Genomic DNA, 17,330 nt, shown 5'->3' with positions numbered 1-17,330 from the left:
GGTTATCTTTCAATTTTTAATCTCTATCCATATTTCTGGAGAAGAGATGTATGCTATATCCTTACCGTTATTTGGATAAGCGCGCAATTTATATTTCCCTTCTTCAGTAAATCTGAAATATCCAGGAGAACCTCTAAATGCCTCTCTCGCTGATTTTGTAATGACCCATTCTTCAGTATATGATGAATTCTGATTAATTACTGTATCCTGATATTGTATTCTCACACCATTAGGATGCTTTTCAGTTTCGATATATTTATGACTAGGATCGTATGGGTTCAAAGGATACCATTCGACTCTCAAACCAAAGGATGGAATATTAGCGTTCTTTGAAATTGAGAATGTCTTATCACTTGTACCTGTGTTTATTAAATTAAAAAATATCTTAATGTCTTCTCCTAATTGGTATCTTTTCTTATTTGAAGTGATTGAAATGTCCCACAAATTTTTTCGTAAGAGGTCACTAAAATCCTTCCTTTCATTTTCTGCATTTTTTTCAGAATAGAATTCTGGATATTTCTGTTGAAGAGTATCAAGGTAATTCAATGCCTCCTGTATTTGTACAATAAAATTGTCAGAATAATTATCTCTTCGGAGTTTGACCTGCTCAAAGAGAATATTTGGGTAGAGATTTGTTGATGGATATTTTATTAAAAAATCTTCATATAATTTAATTGCAATAGGATTGTAAGAATTATCACCTCCTTCATGAGAGCCATTTTCTGTATACTGGAGCATTGTGAATTCTGCATCATCTGCAAACAAGCTGTTTGGATATATGTTCAACAGAGAATCGTAATATGAAAATGGGTAAGTCATATCCGTAGAGCTAGCTTCAGTATCGCGTCCTACAAATCGAAATAGTTGGAAATATATATTTCCAACTTTCCATAAACGCTCATCTTCACTTACCTCTTCAGTTTTTATATTTTGTAGTCGATCATAAGCTTCCTTCGTTTTTTTCATTTTTGTCTCATGATAAATAATTCGTGTTTCAGGAAATTTTGACTGGAGTATTGTGTCTAATCTAAGAGCGACTTCCACATTGCCTTGATAGTTTAATTGCGTAATTGAATTAAGGTAAAAGCTCGACAAAATTTCGTCGTCATCAACAGAGTCTCTCATATAGTCCATCAGATTCAAAATCTCTTGCATATTATATCTCGTGGTAGTTAATTGAGATTTCATACCCTTTATTCGATCGATTATATCGTTATTGGCACTTGTTTCAAACTCATTTTTAGCTAGTTCATATATTTCATAGGCTTTTTTGAAAGAATTATTCTTTCTATAGAAACCAAGAGAATCTGCATATGCAATGAATGCATTTTCAGAATTGATCCTGTCTTTGGTGTCTTCACTTAACTGAATTAAATAATCTTTTCTGAATACTTGAATAATATGCCTAGTGTTTAAAAAAACCTTATCATCCAAAATGCATATTTGTCTAATATTATCGACCACAGGAGGTGATAAGATTTTTAGTTCAAATGTTTTTTTGTTAAGTATGAAAATGTTTAGACCCCTCCAAAACCAAATGTGTTCATTCCCATTTTCCATTTGAAAGCGTTGTCTTTGACCTTTCTTCTTTATTGTATTTAATGAGTCATTTTTGATATCATATTGAATTAATCCTTTGCTTAGACTTCCATTTAATATCCAAATCATATCATTTTCAGCAATCACATTATTGATGTCAAAAGGGTAAATGAAAATTGGCTTTACTTTGTCATCTTTCTGAATGTAGATATTTGGAGATTGATAATCAGTAGTTTTATACTGAGTAATTTCTATACCATTGATTGACCTTGATTGTAGTATTTCTTTTTCAAAATTCGTTGATAAAATTTTATCATCTTCAAAGTTGTATTCATACTTCTCATTTATTGATAGTATGTTCTTTGAGAGTATTTGAATATTTCTGATATGCACTTCAGATAATCCTCTGGCGGTATTCATCGTTTTTCTATTGATGGTAAATAGACCATCCCATGTACCAATGAATATGTGTGTTTTTGAGAATTTGACAGTAGAAACCGGACGAATACTGCTGTATTCATAGTTTAAATCGCTTTGAGGGTCATAGACATAAATTCCTTTACGAAAATTGCAGATCCAAATGAATTGAGTAAAAGGGTCTACGAAAATGGAATTCCGCTTTAGACCATAAGAATATTTACCAAACCTTCTGTTTAAATTGGACCAAGTGCTGTCCTTTAAGTTGAGTTCATATGAATCGCTATTAGTACTAAACGTCCAGATGAGCGCTGAGCCAAATGGCGCAAAGGTGAAGTCATCTATTTCAATCGTGTCATTCTGATAAAGAACTACATCTATGTCCTCTGCTATGAACGTTAACCGTGATGCCAGTTTTTCTTTTTCTTCTGAGTTAGACTTTGGGCTACAACAAATGAGTATAAAAGTAAAGAGATAAAAATGTTTCATCTTAATTGGCTAAATAACGATTGATTTTTATGTAGCGGAATGTCTTTCAATTTTGCTGTATTCCACTAAATAAAATGTGCTCTAAATTAGCGAATCGCACAAATGTACACAGTAGTTACCTTTATTCAATTAAGATTGTACTTTCAAGGTATTTAAATTTTGAATGAGCTTTCAACTATGATCGGTATTTAGCATTCAATTTAGAAAGGAGGGAGGAGAACTGCTAACCGAGAGGTTGTATTTTTAAAAACTGACCATAAACAATCTAGTAAGAAATCCAGCTTTTTCCAGAAACCAGCACTGAACCCCCCTGCAAATTGTAAAACCATTCGGTATAGCCTGTGGTTTGGGAAGAATGTCATAACTTAGAATTGCCCTGCTCAAGGGCGGAATGATATGACAATCAATGCGGACTTATATTAACTATATCCTTCTTGTTTTTATGCTATTGCTGACATTCGCTCAAGAGGTCAGTGCACAGATGATTTACCCGCACAAATTTTTTGGTGCAAGGGAGTATGGATCAGGGCGAGATGTTTGGAGCATACAGCAGGCAAATGACGGTCGGTTGTACTTCGGTACTTCCTCTACACTGGCCAGGTTTGATGGCGAGCGATGGGAGCACACAGCCATTCCAGGGGACAATACGATTTATACTATTGGAGTTTCTGAAGGTGATCAGCACGTGTTTATAGGTGCGGGAGGCAGGTTCGGTTATTTTGATGAAGCCCTCACATACCACCCGCTTAGTGAGCAACTCCCTGATTCAGTTGCAGATTTTGGAACCATCTGGAATATAGTAGTGAGCCCCGATGGAGTTTACTTCAGGGCTACTAAGTACATCTTTCGTTTTCACGAAGAACAACTTGAAGTAATCAGCGGTGTGGGTGATTCGGAACGCCCTTTTGATTTGATTGCTATGGTGGATGGAGAGATTTTTACCCACATTAGAGGGATTGGACTTGCCAAAATTGTAGGTAGTCGATTGGAGCTGCTTGATGGTCTTGGGTTCGATCTAAAAACAAATGCCTACTTGCCTCACCCAGAAGGCATACTCATCGCTTCGAGGTATGATGGACTTTTTTTATTCGATGGGGATCGCGTCCGACCATTTATTTCCGAGGCCGACGAACTTTTCAAAGCACATCATATCTACCATGGAATTACCCTAAAAGACGGCAACTTTGCCTTTGATATACTCGGGGAAGTTCAGTATGGAGATGGTGATTTTGACTTAAGTGCCACGGCCAGTTCAGGATTGTCTATCACCTACACCAGCTCTGATGAAACTGTAGCCGCTGTCTCTGAAAATATTGTGACCATTGTAGGCGTAGGTACTACCACTATTACCGCTTCTCAGGGAGGAAACTCCGATTACAATTCGGCATCTGATGAGATGCAAGATTTGACTGTTGAAAAGGCGGAAGCGATTGTGACCATAACCGAACTTAACCAGACAACCGATGGACTCACAAAAGAAGTGACAGTTGCCACCTCTCCTGAAGGGCTTTCGGTTTTCGTGACGTACGATGGAGAACCAACGGCTCCCTCGGCAGCCGGTAGCTACGAGGTGGAAGCCATCATTGACGATGTAAACTATAATGGTTCTGCCAAGGAAACGTTACAACTGACCGATCCTGTGGTTTCGGGAATCAATAATAGACGATCTACGGGTTCTTTTAATGTGTATCCTAATCCGGTTCGATCGTTTGTCACAATAGAAACAGATAATGGATCTGAGGCTAATATGATTCGCGTATATGACCTCAGCGGCCACCTTAAAAAAGAAGAAGCATTCAATGGATCAAAACACTTACTCAATCTACAACTGCAACCAAGTGGAGTCTTCTTGCTTATCATTAGTGACAAGAGTGGCGCCTTGCTACTTCGCCAGATAGTCAAAAAAGAGTAAAAACGATTCTTTGGACTTTCGGAATTCCTTTGGCTCTTTGGCCAAAGGTTTTTTGATCTGAGCGTACGAATTTTAGACGAGCAATGTTCAAGCATTGCAGTGAAGCTAGATGAGGTTAATTACAAACCTTAACTTCGTTAAGTTATGCTAGCTTTTTTGGATGCCCAGCTAGTAATACCTGTACGAAATTGGTGAGGTTGTTTTGACCAAGGTTAATGTCCAGCCTTTTTTTACAAGTGCTTTAACCTTTGTACAATTATTCTCTATTCGACCATACATTGTTGTACTCCGTATTTTTATGAAATGGCCGATATTAAAAAGAGAATCAAAGTAATGATGCTTACCACGGTTGTGAAAATTCCTGTGCCTTTAGACTTGGTCCATCCAGACAGTCCTATGATCGCTAATAGTGATAAAAGTCCCACCATATATCCAAAAAAACCAATTATTCTTGGGGTGTTTAAATCGCTTTGGTTGACTTCTGTAGGATAACCTTCTGTGGTAGCCAGTAATATATTTGTCATGGCAAATACAGCAGTAAGAAATCCGCCAGAAGAAGTTGTAGCCAGTTTTAAAATGATATTGCTCAGCCGGGTTTTCGATTCACTTATCAGTAAGTTAGCTGTTAAGGCTATAGAAAAGCCGCCTAAGAATACTGACGTGAGTATGAATTGACTGGCAAGTTTGTTCCAATATTCAAAAGGTAATTCTACCATGCTATCTATAGTTAGATGTGATTATAAGTTAGAGTGTTGTATTGCTGCTTTTGTTATTCTTCTTTCTTGTATTGTAAAAACCAATCGTAAATGGATACAGTAAATGAAGTCTTCTCAGTCATTGTTGTAAACTGATCTGAATAGACTCTGCTCCAGGCATCATGTCCTGTGTCATTAAAAACAGTAATTCTTGCTTTAATCTCTGGATTGTCAGCATTTATGGCCTCCACCAATGGAACTGACCCGAAATTTTCAAAAGGGGGTACCGTAGTGTCAGAGTCTCCGTGAAATGCCCAGATCGGTATTTTAGTGAGGTTGGTGACTATATGTGCTTCTCCTCTTGCACTGATAGGTACAATGGCCGCGACATAATTGTCGTCTCCTCTTTCTCCTATATAATACCATGTACCTCCGCCTCCCAAACTTAGGCCAGTGAGGTAGATTCTCTTTGTGTTGATTTGATATTCATCTATCATATATTTAATAAAATCGTGAATGTCTTGATGATTCCAATACCAGGGAGTCTTGAGTCTTGGAGAAGCTACTATATAAGGAAATGAAGGCTTCCATTTCCCGTTCTGGATGAGACCTGGAGGAGTTGTGCCTATGAGAAGTTCATTCAATTCTTCTTCATCAGTGCCTGTGTATTCAGTAGGATCCCATCCATGCAAAAATACTAACAAGGGAAACTCTGCTCCATTTTCTGTATATCCACTGGGTGTATACACAAAATGACCATACACAGCATCAGTTGAGCCCAATGGATATGCCACATGAATACCTCCTACATCCTCAGGTAAATCTTGCAGGTCAGTAGAATCTATAGTCAAAGTAGGTTGCAGAGGAGTGTCCTGATATTCCGTTGGAGGCACTTCCGTATTGGAGGTATCGCAAGACGAAAAAAGTAGCGTTAGGATTATTGCTACAGGAAGTAAATTATTATTGATCGATGACTTCTTAGAGCTTGAAAAAGATGTTTTTTTCAAGCCTATTTGATTGATTAAGTCTATTGTAATTTTTAGGAATTTCATTTATTAGTTACATCGACCAGTTATCGGTAGTATACCAATCGCAAATGAATAACACTAAACTAGTGAAATCTGCCGTGTCCGGCAAAGAGGTGTATCCAAAGTTTGCAGAAAGCGGAGCTACTTAAGCTAATAAGGCCTTCCACAATGCATGGGTATCTTATCGGTCTTTAATTGTTATTGAATTTCAATAACGTATGATGTGATTGACTTTATTTTCGTCCCTTTTGCTGCTTGAAATACATAAAAGTCCGAAAATGCATATTTTTTCCCACTTTCCATTTTTATAATTCCGTTAGCTGCTCCTTCTTTTCCGTGCGATAATATTTGGTCGATTTTCAACTCTGTCGACTTTTCAGATTGCATTTTTTCCATTTCTTGGATGAATTTTTCTTTTCCCTCGATATTTCTATCTCCAATGATTTTCCAAATAATTTCATCCGTGATGCTGTCGACAATAAACGCTATATCACCTTTAGCAAAAGCAATATTGAAGTTTTTTAGGAATTCCATTTTCGGTGAGTTCCCACAATTTGGACTTGAAATGATTTTTGTCATTTAGGCAAACATTAAATTCAGTTCTGATTTTTTTAGCTTGTTACCAATTAGGAACCAGCGATCACATTGATCGTTATTAGCTTTTAATTTATAAAAAAATCGATTAGGACTGTATGCAATTTTTATAGACTAATGGAACACCTTCTTTCTAGCATCACCGTATCCCTCCAAACTCCATGCTGTTGAGCGATTTTTTCTCGTTGGCCTACGAGTCTGAACCCTAAGCTTTCGTGCAAGCGAACACTGGCTTCATTTTCGGGAAAAGTAACTGCTTGTAACGTCCAGATTCCCTTGGCTTCTGATTGACTGATGAGTTCTTTGAGTAGTTTTTTGCCGATGCCCTTGCCTAAGTGATTAACATCGATATAAATACTGACTTCAGCTACTCCGCGGTAAGCATGCCTTTTTGAAACAGGGGAAAGCGCAGCCCAACCGATCACTGAGCCGTCTGTTCCCTTCGCCACCAGTCTCGGCTCAGGCAGATGACTCTCATCCCAAACATCCCAGTTGGGTGTTTGGGTTTCGAATGTGGCCTGATTGGTATCTATTCCATCCTGATAGATGCGTTCGACGGCTGGCCAATGCTCTGGTAGCATGCGGCCGATGGTCATAGTCCTCTATCTGCTACAAATTTTTGTGCAAAGTCTTTGATCATTTTTTGTGTGGATCGGAAGCTGTCCAAAATCTCTTCTTCGGAACCAGTCGCTTTGGCTGGGTCAGGGAAGTTGTGATGAACACGCTCTCCGGTTCCTGGGATATATGGACAATTCTCTTGTGCATGATCACAAACTGTGATGATGTAATCGAATTTGATGTCTAGATATTCCGTAATGTTGTTGGAGGTATTGGAGGAGAGGTCTATTCCATCTTCTGCCATCACTTTGATGGCTCTGGGGTTCACCCCATGAGTTTCTATTCCGGCACTGTAAACGTTGAGTTGATCGCTGGCGAAGTGATTGAAATAGCCTTCGGCAATTTGACTTCTACAACTATTGCCAGTACATAAGATGATAAGATTTTTCATTTGATTGTTTTAAGTAATATGTGGGTTGTTGCAAATGAAGAGGTGGCTCGATACTCCGAGCCACATTTATTTTTTCAACAACATTGTCGAGCGTTCGGGTTCAAGCTTGGTTTACATACCGTTGGTTTAGCGAATAACTCTAATCGAATGTTGCCATCAGCAAACAATACATCTTCTACGCTGAAGTTCGAAGTTCTGATTTCGAGATCGCCATATTCAAAAAATACTTCTGCTTCTTCATCCATGGGTTTCAATTGCTCGACTTTGTCAAATATGTCTAGAGCTTTTTTAGAAGTCCAAGGTTTTCTCATTTGTTCGAGTGGGTTGACCATGAGCTGGATAATGGTTTGTTTGTAGCTGTCAGGATTGCCGCCGCAGTCCACTGACTCAATGGTAGCATTTTTGACTTCAGTAATGTGAAATGTAGGCTTGATAAATTTGCCGCTTTCGATTTCAAACTCTAACCCCAACTCTGGATTTTCTCTAAGGATGTTTAAAAATTCTGATGTTTTCATATTGATTGTAAAATTACGATTAATAATTGATTAATCCTATTATCGTAAAAATACGATGAAAGTTACGTCGTTATAGAAATAAATAAAAAAAGGGCTCTGAAATTAATTTCAGAGCCCTTTTGTAGAAATAAAATATTTTCTACTTGATGGTGAACTCCACTTTTGTCTGATCCCATACGATAGATACTACACCTGCATCAGATATATTGATGGCAAAGCTTTCAATTACATCGTCTAGGCTAGTGGTAGAAACTTTGAATCGACCAATATCTTTTGATTTATCATAATCGTAAGCGCCCCATTGTTTAGCGTTTGAATTGATGATAATAGTCCACTCAGATTTGCCAGGAATCGTAAAAAGCGCATATTTTCCCGCTTTTACATCTAGTTCTCCAACTTTTGCGTCCTTGGATAATTCCAATGTTGTGGCTTCATTGGCTCCTGTTCTCCAAACTTTATCGAATGGAACCAATCCTCCATAAATATCTCTCCCCTTTTTTGACGGGCTGCTATAGTTGATGGTAATGTCGGTACCATTTACAGTCGCTTTTGATACTTTGGGAGGGCTGGCTTTTTGCTGAGCATGCAAGCTCGTTCCGGCCATTAGGCAAGCAATCAAAAAACTGTAGGCAGTAATTGTTATATTCTTTTTCATAAGGTGAAATTATTAGTTTGGTTTGACAACGGATTAATGTTGACTTAAGTTCGTATTATTTTTTAAAAGGATGGAAGGCTCATATTCATATTTTTCCAAATTCTCAGAATTTTAAATTAACTTGACGATCTGATTATCCACCACCTCTAATAAGCATAATGAAGAGACAAATTAAGGTTTTAATAATTGATGATGACGAAATAAACAATCTGATTTGTACTAAAGTGATCAAAGATTATAACCCTGAGATGCTGGTAGAATCATTAACAAGTTCTACTAAAGGTCTCACACATTTAGAAGATTTGGTTAAGAACAAACCAGAGGAATTGCCCGACGTGATTTTATTGGATATCAATATGCCGACGATTAGCGGATGGGATTTTATCCGTGAGTATCGAAAAATGATGACTGCAGTGGAAAGTGAAAAAATAAAACTTTTTGTGCTTACCTCTTCTCAGTATTATCAGGATGCAGAATTAGCCGATCAGTATAGAGAAGTGCAGAAGCTCTTTACCAAACCTTTGACCTCTGATATTCTTAAAGAAATTGATACTTATCTGAATTAACGAATCTTTAGTTCGCCAAGCGATTTTTTGAAATTTGATACGATCTCATCTTTGAGATGGTGTTGGCCATCTTTTACTTTCCAGTCTCCATCCACTACCGTTCCATTGAAATTTGTCCGATCTCCACTATATACAAGTGTCGATAAAATATGCTCAGGTCTGCTAGTACCAATCAATGGCGAACTAGCATCAAGTATAACCGCATCAAAGGGTTGACCAATAGTAAAGTAATTTTCAGACTTGTTTCCCATGGCCTTTCTGCCACTTTTTATTACCATGTCTATTCCAAAAGCACCAGTATCTCCGTTGGTGTCCGAAATGAACTGATTTCTTCTGTGCGTTGTCAAACGCTGTCCATAATCAAGGATTCGTAATTCTTCCAATGGATTCAATCCAATATGACTATCTGTGCCAATGGACCATTTCCCTCCTTTTTGTTGGAAAGATTGGAGTGGGAAAATCCCATCGCCCAAATTGCCTTCCGTGGATGGGCAAAGCACGACGTGGGCGCCTGATTGGGCTATACCCATCACTTCAGAGTCAACTAAATGTGTAGCATGTACCAAGTGAAAGTTCCCATTTACATCATAGTTGTCCAACAACCACTCAACAGGTCTTTGTTTATAAAAGTCTAAACAATCTGATACTTCTTTGAGCTGTTCGGCGATGTGCATGTGAATGGGTAAGTCTTTCGCTTCAGCAAAAGCCGCCCGCATCGACGATTCATCTACCGCCCGCAAAGAATGAATGCCCAATCCTATATTAGCTTTAGCGTAAGATTGAGTAGCTTTCTCAGATGAGTCTAAAAGTTCTAGGTAGTCCATTGCAGTGGCAGAAATAAACCTCCTTTGTTTTTCTACAGGATTTTGACCAAATCCACCTTTTTGATAAAAAATAGGAACCAGCGTAATGCCAATGCCAGCTGTTTTGGCTGCGCTGACTAATCGTTGGCCCATTTCAGCCAGGTTGGTGTAAGGCTTGCCGTTTGGGTCGTGATGTACGTAGTGAAACTCTGCTACATGGGTATAGCCGTGAGACAGCATTTCGGCATAAAGCATCGCGGCAATATGCTCGAACTGATCTGGATTCATGGACAGCGCAATATTGTACATGGTCTCGCGCCAGCTCCAAAAGTCATCCTGAGAGGTAGGGTCGGGGTGAATCTCCGCCAAACCAGACATGGCATACTGAAAGGAGTGCGAGTGCGCATTCTGGAATCCCGGAATGGCAAATCCACTTACAGTTTCGATATCTCCTTCCAATTTTTCAGTAGAGATATTGGAAATGATTCCTTTATTGTCAACTTCCACAAATGCTGGACACATCCAACCCTCATTGGTCAGTAAACCCTCAAATTTGAATATTTTGTTCATCGATTCATCTCGTTTAGTGTGCCAATAAGTGTTTCGAATAGCTGACCAAGATTTTGACGCACCAAGTTTGCTCGATTTTCATCATATTTTGTTTCACCATCATCCATGTAAACCGTCTTTGCCATTTCTAATTGTAAGGCATGTATGTTTTTTTGAGGCTGGCCAAACGTCCTTGTGAGATTGCCTCCTTTGAAAGGGTGGTTGTGGTTGAATGAATAAGAGGTGTTGGATAAAACCTTTGTCGCTGCTTCTATTATTTGAAGAGCTGCTGCTTTTTCATCTGCATCACCAAGGATCAGATCAGGGAATTTTTCTGCTCTGATACCTGGAACATATTGCCGGATCGAGTGTGCATCGAAAAACAGTACATGTTTGAATTGCTTTTGGAGTTTGGTAAGTTCTAGACGGATTTGATCATAATAAGGGTAGTAATAACTACTGATCCTTCGATTGATTTCTTCTTGAGAAGGTCCCTCATTTAAATAAATGTTCTTATCGTTAAAATCAGTGGTGGGGCATAAGGCCGTAATTACGCGGCCATCGTTGTACAGTGGTTTGCTCTCAGCGTTTCTATTCAAGTCAATTACCCATCGACTGTATTTTGCTTTCACCATTTTGATTCCCAAATCTCCTACGAAATCATACAATTGATCGACAAACCAATCCGTGTCGTCAATGGCTTTAATCATTTCTGGGTCGTATTGGTCACGAATACCATCCGGTATATCAGTTCCACAGTGAGGAACACTGACTAGGATGGGTACTTGGATGGCTTTGGGTTCAATAATTTCAAATGACATATGCGAATTTAATTTTTTTGAATCGTATATATGACCTCTCAATTCGACTTTACTTATCGCTTAATACTTTTTGATCTTATAACTTTGTGCAATAAATAAAGACTATGATCATTTTAGACAACGCCGTACTCTCAGACGATATCAAAGAAAGACACTTTGTGTGTGATCTCAACAAGTGTCATGGGGCGTGCTGTGTGGAAGGAGACTTGGGAGCGCCGTTGGAAACTGATGAACTGCCCAAATTAGAAGAAGTGCTGGAGGCGGTAAAGCCGTATATGTCGGAAAAAGGACTGATGGTTTTGGAAACAGAGGGTAGTTATATCCTAGATGAGGAAGGAGATTATTCTACAACAACCATAGAAGGACGAGAATGCGCTTTTGCCATCTATGATGATAAGAATATCCTGAAATGTGCCATAGAGCAAGCTTATTTAGATGGAAAAACTAAATGGAAGAAACCCATTTCATGCCATCTATATCCGATTAGAATCACCAAGTATGATCACTATGATGCATTGAATTATGATCAGTGGGATATTTGTGATCCGGCTTGTAAACTTGGTGATGAGTTGAAAGTGCCTATTTACAAATTTTTGAAAGAGCCTCTCATCCGAAAATATGGAGAGAAGTGGTATGATCAATTAGTTTTAGAAATTGAGGGTATTTAAAGTTTACGTTCGATAATTTGAATGAGTGAGTCTGAAGCGGCGTTAATACCTTTTTCAGTTCCTAGTATATCGCCTTTTATGATCATGATTAATAATAGTGCATCTACATATTCCGTCTTGGAGTTTATTTGGAATACTTGTTGCGTAAGTCCATTACAGAAAGAGTTGTAAGTGTGTACCGATTCGTAGTACCCCGTGATGGATTCTAATAATTCACTATCCATACCAGAAAGCACCTCGCTGAATTTTGCTGATTCGTAGGTCGGCGTACGCAACGGAAACAATTGAAGTCCTTGCCATTTTGGGATTTTGCTCCAAGCACCATTCCATATAAAGGGTTTAGTCAATTCTTCTTCGGTGCTCTTGGATAAGATACTATCAGCCGTTTGCGTCATGGACCCATGATAAGGAATGACTCGATTAAGTTGGTTTTTGTGGCTCTTTAATTCTTTTATGATATGAGAAAGAATCACTTTTTGGCGGTTTCTATCTTTTCGGCCAGAATTCCACTCATTGAGTAAGAGGCCAAGAAATACTCCAAAAATGACAATGATGATTTGAGTGAAATACTCCCAGATTTTTTGCTTAAACATGGTTAAATGAGATTGGTATTAATGGAGCTAATATAATTATCAAATTTTATCATTGAGACCTTCAGATTCAAGAATTCGATTCATTTCTATAATAATAGTATCTAATTCTTCAGATGATATTTTGAGTTTGTCTATCAGATCCATTTTGCTTTTCATATCTTTTTCCTGAACAATGATGGACATTAACCCTTGCATTCTACTCAACGGAGCTCTTACCTCATGCGAATTGAGATGAGCATACTTGAGCAGTTGTTTGTATTGCTCTTGTACTTTTTGAGTTCGATCTTTGACCATGCGATCTAGATTTTCATTTATTTCTTTTAATTCAGCGTTGGCATTCGCCAATTCGGCAGTTCTTGTTTTTACATCTGATACTAAAGTTTTTTTATGTTTTTCCAGTGATCTTCTGATTTGCAATTGAATTAAGAAAATGCTAGTTACAAAAGATGAACTTACTATTTCGAATCTTGCAGTAAACATTACTTCTTGATAATTAACCCAAAAGGAAGGTTCTTGACTGATTCCACTAATGATATTTACAACAATAATTGCGGGAGCCAGAAAGACGCCGTAATAGATTAGTGTCAGTAGTACCCATAAGAGTCCCTGAATATAATAGTTGTACTCGTTTTTGTAAATGACCCTATAATAATAGAAACCAAAAAATAGGGATATGAAATGCATGGAAAAATTGGCCAAATAGGAGCCATTTGGTGCCGTGTTCATCGTAGTAAGCAAGCATTCAATGATTAAATAAAGTGGGTTGTTGAGGTAAAATAGGCTAATTAATAGAGGGATTTCTCTGAAGTCTGTAGCCACACCTGATAGACCAGGAACTTTGAATTGCACAAAACCTAACAAATATGAGATGATCCCAAAAAGCGTTGCATAGCCTATTTGTGAAGTATACTTATTCTCAAAACCCCACTTGAATGCTGCCATATTGAATGATAATATTTGGCCCCACCCAATATACTAAAAAACAATGTTTATGGCCTAAACAGGCTATTTGGATTTTGTTTACCAAAGCGTTATTTGCAATCAATCAGGCAATTAGCTAATTTGGTAGGAATTCAGATTGGGAAAATTAATTATAATGAAGCGAACCAAAATGTGCGGCCCATCTGAAAGAGCACAGGATCTTGGTTCAACCTGCTTAATATCACCTGTATTTAGATGGGCTGAGGAGTAATTGATTAGAGAAAATCAATCACTCTTTCAGCTTATTTTTTATTCTCTTTTACATTCTATTTTCCAAAAAGGAAAAGCCACAGTATTACCAACGTCTATCCATTCTCCAATCCAGCTATAGCCTTTATCGCTGAAATTGTGAAAAGTGAGTCTTGAATATCCATCATAACCTTGTGGTGATTGCTGTGTTCTGTAGAGTATGATTTTGTCTTTTTCCAGATTGCCTATCCAGTGCGACAAAGGCGCTCCAGTTGAGGAAGAACTGTAATAGTGAACATTCCATCGAGCACTATCTACATCATACTGACGAATACTTCCTGAATGAGCCCCATCTTGTTTGAGAGTAAAGTCTTGTACGCCCATGCCATTCAAAATATATTGAAAAGTCCAAGTCATATCCACGGGTTCTCCCCATTCGCCATCTGATCCTTTTCTATAAGACTTGCAGTTGCAAGTTCCGATCATGGGTTCGTAATCTTTGATTTGTTCTGGAGCCTCTGGATTTGGTTTGCCATAAGGGTTCTTTTTACTGGGCGCATAATCATATTGTCCGAAACATGAGAAGCTGATAAGTGCGAAAAGCACGCCAATTATTTGAGTTTTCATAGTATTTATTTTTTTAACTAATATCCGCCTTCTAATGGGATTCCCCTAGGTTGATGCAGTAAGCGTAGGCAGATTTGCAGTAAACTAGTTCGTTGCTTGCAAATAGGATTTGATGTGAGCAACTCTGCTTTGAGCAATGTCAACTTTGGTTTGATCATCTAGGGTAAGATAGGAGTTGGAATTGTAACTGACTTCGGACACTTTTTTCATGTTGACTATCGCCTTGCGATGTACGCGTAAGAACTGAAGGTCTTGTAGCTTTTTCTCGAGTGCTTTGAGTGAGTTTCTCATGGCATAGGAGTGTTGACTAGTGGTATGGATTTTTACGCAATAATCATAAGCTTCAATCCATACAATATCTGAAAGGGGAATGATTTTATTTTTGTTTCCAATTTTGATAGATAAAGCCTGAGGACTTTCTGTTCGCACTTGATTTTGTAAATTCAGAATTTCTATAGCCAAATTTTGATTGGTGTTGACCATACGGAATAGACCAATCATTGCGCCATATGAAAGCGTATAGATCGGTGCCTTCTGGAAAAAGAAAAACACGCAATTATCCCAAAGACTTTCAAATTTTAATATTTGATCTGAAATACCAATATGCAGCAATGAAATGAGTAATACATTGATAGCAATGAGGATAATAAGATGTTGAACAATGGACCAAACTTTGGTCAAATGGAAGATTCGGTCAGACTGACCCGTATAAATTACAATTCCAAAATAAATTAAAGAGGTGAGCAGCCACACTATCCAGCGATAGGCATGACCAATGGCGAGCTCTATAATAGAAAACTGGTCAGAAGGCACGAGATCAAACTGCAAAATGTAATAATACTGCTGAAAGGATTCGAAAATAATTAGAATTATTACCATCAACAGGGCGTACCATGTGAATTCATGATACTTGACCATCAAAAACCGAAGGAAGTCTATTAGTTTATATGAAGATTTTTGATTCATTAGTTCGCCAGTAGGTCATTTATTTTATCCTCAGTCTTGTTTCTGATTTTGTCATACAGATTATTCTGAAAGGAATGAAAATGCTCTTTTGAAGTACTTTCCTTAATAACACCAGCTTCAAGATAATGAATGTAATCGCATAAATCGAATAGGGAATTCAATATATGAGATGTAATTAGTATTGTTTTATTTTTTTTCCTGAGTGTTAATAGAATAGAATGAAGCACTCGGCCTGATTCCAGATCCAGTCCATTGAATGGCTCATCTAGAATCAAAAAAGGTTTATCTAATTTTAAGACCCCAAATATTGCTAACTTCTTTTTCATGCCCGTTGAATAATCATCTATGACTTGATCTAGAGGAAGCTGGAAGATTTCATTCCAATCTGAAATGTTAAAAATTTTATTGGGAAAAAGTTCTAAGTATTCTCGACCAGTGATATTTGGATAGAAATAATTTTCAGTCGGTAAATATGCGATTTGCTTCTTAGTAAGTGCTTCAGTTTGAAACTTAAAAGAACCAGATTTTGGTTTGATAAGTCCATGAAGTGCATTCAGTAGGGAAGTTTTACCTGCACCGTTAAGTCCTACGAGACCATGAATTTTGTTTGTTTCAAGATTGAGTTGAAGTTGATTTAGAACATTGGCATCTGAACCGTATGAAATAGTGAGTTTATTAATTGAAATCATGGAGGTAAGTGTTTAGTGTTTTAATGGCTTTAAAATGTAATTTGATACTAAGCGCCCATATCGCGGGTAGAATAAATGGAAGTGCAAACACAAGTGCTCCAAGAGATAATAGTACTTTATTTCTACTCGTATTGTTTTGCGGTTCATAGAAGGCATATTTAATAGTTAGTGCATAATATTGATAGGAGAGTAAGACCATAATGAGAATCAAAGGAAGGTACCAACTCTTCAAATGAAAAATGCAGAATAGAAGAAAGAGGGGTGCATATAACATAACTGAGAAAAGTATCATGCCACTAATCCTAGTTGAGAAATAGCCTTTAGCGTTTTGCTGCGAGGCAGTTAGTATACTAAGAGATTCATTCTGATCGTAGCAACCTATCATGAGTAAGCCGATCAGTAATATTGTAAGTATACCAAATCCCATTTGAAAGGAAAAAAACATTCCTACTACCCATAATATTATAATCAGATATAAATATCTTCTAAACCAGCTTTTCCACTCAAAGTATTGATCTGAGATGAATTTTAAGCTATGTGCGGCCTTTGCACCTGAACCGAGAGGTGAAGTGGTATTCACTAGAGCAAATAGTGACAATAAATGAATAATAATATAATCAAATTGGTATGATATGATAAGTCCAATCAATATGGGAATTGATGTCACAAGATATTCGATGAAACAAACAAGTTTGTGTTTTTCTATGTAAGCCTTCAAAAAATTAAGATCGGGACGAAACCAATGGAAAGATGCGAATAGAAATATGTGAGCAACTAGTGAGATCAAACTGCTTTGCCTTTGACTGGCGAGAACCGTAATACCACATATCGTCATGGCTAGTATTACAGCCAATACAGATTGGTAAAGCCAATTGACTTCTTTGAAAATATATCTTAGCTGTTTGAATCGCAGCTCTAGAAAAACCTTAATCATTAAATTCTTTTGCTCATTAGTTTCCTTTTCTTATTGATTTATTACAGTCCCATGGTTTAATTTATTTTCAATAAACACGGTAGAAAAATAA

19 protein-coding genes are annotated in these 17,330 nt (G+C 37.6%); 3 read left to right on the top strand and 16 right to left on the bottom strand.

Features of this window, described 5'->3' with window-relative positions; translation table 11 throughout:
• Positions 1-9 precede the first annotated feature (9 nt).
• A complete protein-coding gene (locus tag ABJH98_RS14450; protein ID WP_348308403.1) occupies positions 10-2,445 on the bottom strand; it encodes a hypothetical protein in 2,436 nt (811 codons plus the stop codon).
• 406 nt (positions 2,446-2,851) lie between these two features.
• On the opposite strand from ABJH98_RS14450, the gene ABJH98_RS14445 reads away from it, so the two are divergent.
• Positions 2,852-4,357: an MBG domain-containing protein gene (locus tag ABJH98_RS14445; RefSeq protein WP_348308402.1), complete on the top strand. Its 1,506-nt coding sequence runs from the start codon at positions 2,852-2,854 to the stop codon at positions 4,355-4,357.
• A 296-nt stretch (positions 4,358-4,653) separates the two neighbouring features.
• Here the strand turns inward: ABJH98_RS14445 and ABJH98_RS14440 are convergent, their stop codons facing one another.
• From ABJH98_RS14440 to ABJH98_RS14410, 7 genes are all read right to left on the bottom strand, one after another.
• Positions 4,654-5,073, bottom strand: coding sequence for a hypothetical protein (locus tag ABJH98_RS14440; protein WP_348308401.1), 420 nt, complete (start codon positions 5,071-5,073; stop codon positions 4,654-4,656).
• A 53-nt stretch (positions 5,074-5,126) separates the two neighbouring features.
• Positions 5,127-6,104 (bottom strand): hypothetical protein, encoded by a 978-nt coding sequence (locus tag ABJH98_RS14435; RefSeq protein WP_348308400.1) that lies wholly within the window; start codon positions 6,102-6,104, stop codon positions 5,127-5,129.
• Positions 6,105-6,278: 174 nt separating this feature from the next.
• Positions 6,279-6,614, bottom strand: coding sequence for a nuclear transport factor 2 family protein (locus tag ABJH98_RS14430; protein ID WP_348308399.1), 336 nt, complete (start codon positions 6,612-6,614; stop codon positions 6,279-6,281).
• Between the two features lie 167 nt (positions 6,615-6,781).
• Positions 6,782-7,270 carry an N-acetyltransferase family protein gene (locus tag ABJH98_RS14425; RefSeq protein ID WP_348308398.1) on the bottom strand — a complete coding sequence of 163 codons (489 nt, stop codon included), beginning with the start codon at positions 7,268-7,270 and terminating at the stop codon, positions 6,782-6,784.
• Complete coding sequence (locus ABJH98_RS14420; RefSeq protein WP_348308397.1) at positions 7,267-7,683, bottom strand: arsenate reductase ArsC; 417 nt, start codon at positions 7,681-7,683, stop codon at positions 7,267-7,269. Before ABJH98_RS14420 ends, ABJH98_RS14425 begins: the two co-directional genes overlap by 4 nt.
• Before the next feature lie 74 nt (positions 7,684-7,757).
• Positions 7,758-8,198 (bottom strand): DUF6428 family protein, encoded by a 441-nt coding sequence (locus ABJH98_RS14415; RefSeq protein ID WP_348308396.1) that lies wholly within the window; start codon positions 8,196-8,198, stop codon positions 7,758-7,760.
• Between the two features lie 139 nt (positions 8,199-8,337).
• Positions 8,338-8,853: a DUF2911 domain-containing protein gene (locus ABJH98_RS14410; RefSeq protein WP_348308395.1), complete on the bottom strand. Its 516-nt coding sequence runs from the start codon at positions 8,851-8,853 to the stop codon at positions 8,338-8,340.
• A gap of 158 nt (positions 8,854-9,011) precedes the next feature.
• Here ABJH98_RS14410 and ABJH98_RS14405 point away from each other — a divergent pair, with 158 nt between their 5' ends.
• On the top strand, positions 9,012-9,419 hold the full coding sequence (locus ABJH98_RS14405) for a response regulator (RefSeq protein WP_348308394.1): 408 nt from the start codon (positions 9,012-9,014) through the stop codon (positions 9,417-9,419).
• On the opposite strand, the gene hutF is transcribed toward ABJH98_RS14405, so the two are convergent.
• Positions 9,416-10,792, bottom strand: a complete 1,377-nt coding sequence (gene hutF / locus ABJH98_RS14400; protein ID WP_348308393.1) for a formimidoylglutamate deiminase — start codon at positions 10,790-10,792, stop codon at positions 9,416-9,418. The genes ABJH98_RS14405 and hutF overlap by 4 nt on opposite strands.
• A complete protein-coding gene (locus tag ABJH98_RS14395; RefSeq protein ID WP_348308392.1) occupies positions 10,789-11,592 on the bottom strand; it encodes an N-formylglutamate amidohydrolase in 804 nt (267 codons plus the stop codon). The genes hutF and ABJH98_RS14395 overlap by 4 nt, the downstream gene beginning before the upstream one ends.
• Before the next feature lie 104 nt (positions 11,593-11,696).
• Here ABJH98_RS14395 and ABJH98_RS14390 point away from each other — a divergent pair, with 104 nt between their 5' ends.
• Positions 11,697-12,260: a DUF3109 family protein gene (locus ABJH98_RS14390; RefSeq protein ID WP_348308391.1), complete on the top strand. Its 564-nt coding sequence runs from the start codon at positions 11,697-11,699 to the stop codon at positions 12,258-12,260.
• Here ABJH98_RS14390 and ABJH98_RS14385 read toward each other — a convergent pair.
• From ABJH98_RS14385 to ABJH98_RS14360, 6 genes are all read right to left on the bottom strand, one after another.
• Entirely contained in the window at positions 12,257-12,853 is a 597-nt protein-coding gene (locus ABJH98_RS14385) for a hypothetical protein (protein WP_348308390.1), read from the bottom strand. The two genes, ABJH98_RS14390 and ABJH98_RS14385, sit on opposite strands and share 4 nt — an antisense overlap.
• Before the next feature lie 39 nt (positions 12,854-12,892).
• Positions 12,893-13,795, bottom strand: a complete 903-nt coding sequence (locus tag ABJH98_RS14380) for a hypothetical protein (RefSeq protein ID WP_348308389.1) — start codon at positions 13,793-13,795, stop codon at positions 12,893-12,895.
• A 288-nt stretch (positions 13,796-14,083) separates the two neighbouring features.
• Positions 14,084-14,650 carry a hypothetical protein gene (locus tag ABJH98_RS14375; protein WP_348308388.1) on the bottom strand — a complete coding sequence of 189 codons (567 nt, stop codon included), beginning with the start codon at positions 14,648-14,650 and terminating at the stop codon, positions 14,084-14,086.
• A gap of 84 nt (positions 14,651-14,734) precedes the next feature.
• A complete protein-coding gene (locus ABJH98_RS14370; RefSeq protein WP_348308387.1) occupies positions 14,735-15,616 on the bottom strand; it encodes a LytTR family DNA-binding domain-containing protein in 882 nt (293 codons plus the stop codon).
• Positions 15,616-16,305 carry an ATP-binding cassette domain-containing protein gene (locus ABJH98_RS14365; protein ID WP_348308386.1) on the bottom strand — a complete coding sequence of 230 codons (690 nt, stop codon included), beginning with the start codon at positions 16,303-16,305 and terminating at the stop codon, positions 15,616-15,618. The genes ABJH98_RS14370 and ABJH98_RS14365 overlap by 1 nt, the downstream gene beginning before the upstream one ends.
• A complete protein-coding gene (locus ABJH98_RS14360) occupies positions 16,292-17,239 on the bottom strand; it encodes a hypothetical protein (RefSeq protein WP_348308385.1) in 948 nt (315 codons plus the stop codon). Before ABJH98_RS14360 ends, ABJH98_RS14365 begins: the two co-directional genes overlap by 14 nt.
• Positions 17,240-17,330 lie beyond the last annotated feature (91 nt).

Source organism: Reichenbachiella sp. (assembly GCF_039969095.1).
Taxonomy (GTDB): Bacteria; Bacteroidota; Bacteroidia; order Cytophagales; family Cyclobacteriaceae; genus Reichenbachiella.
Note: the sequence above shows the minus strand (reverse complement) of the source record. Positions and strands in the feature narration are given on the sequence as shown.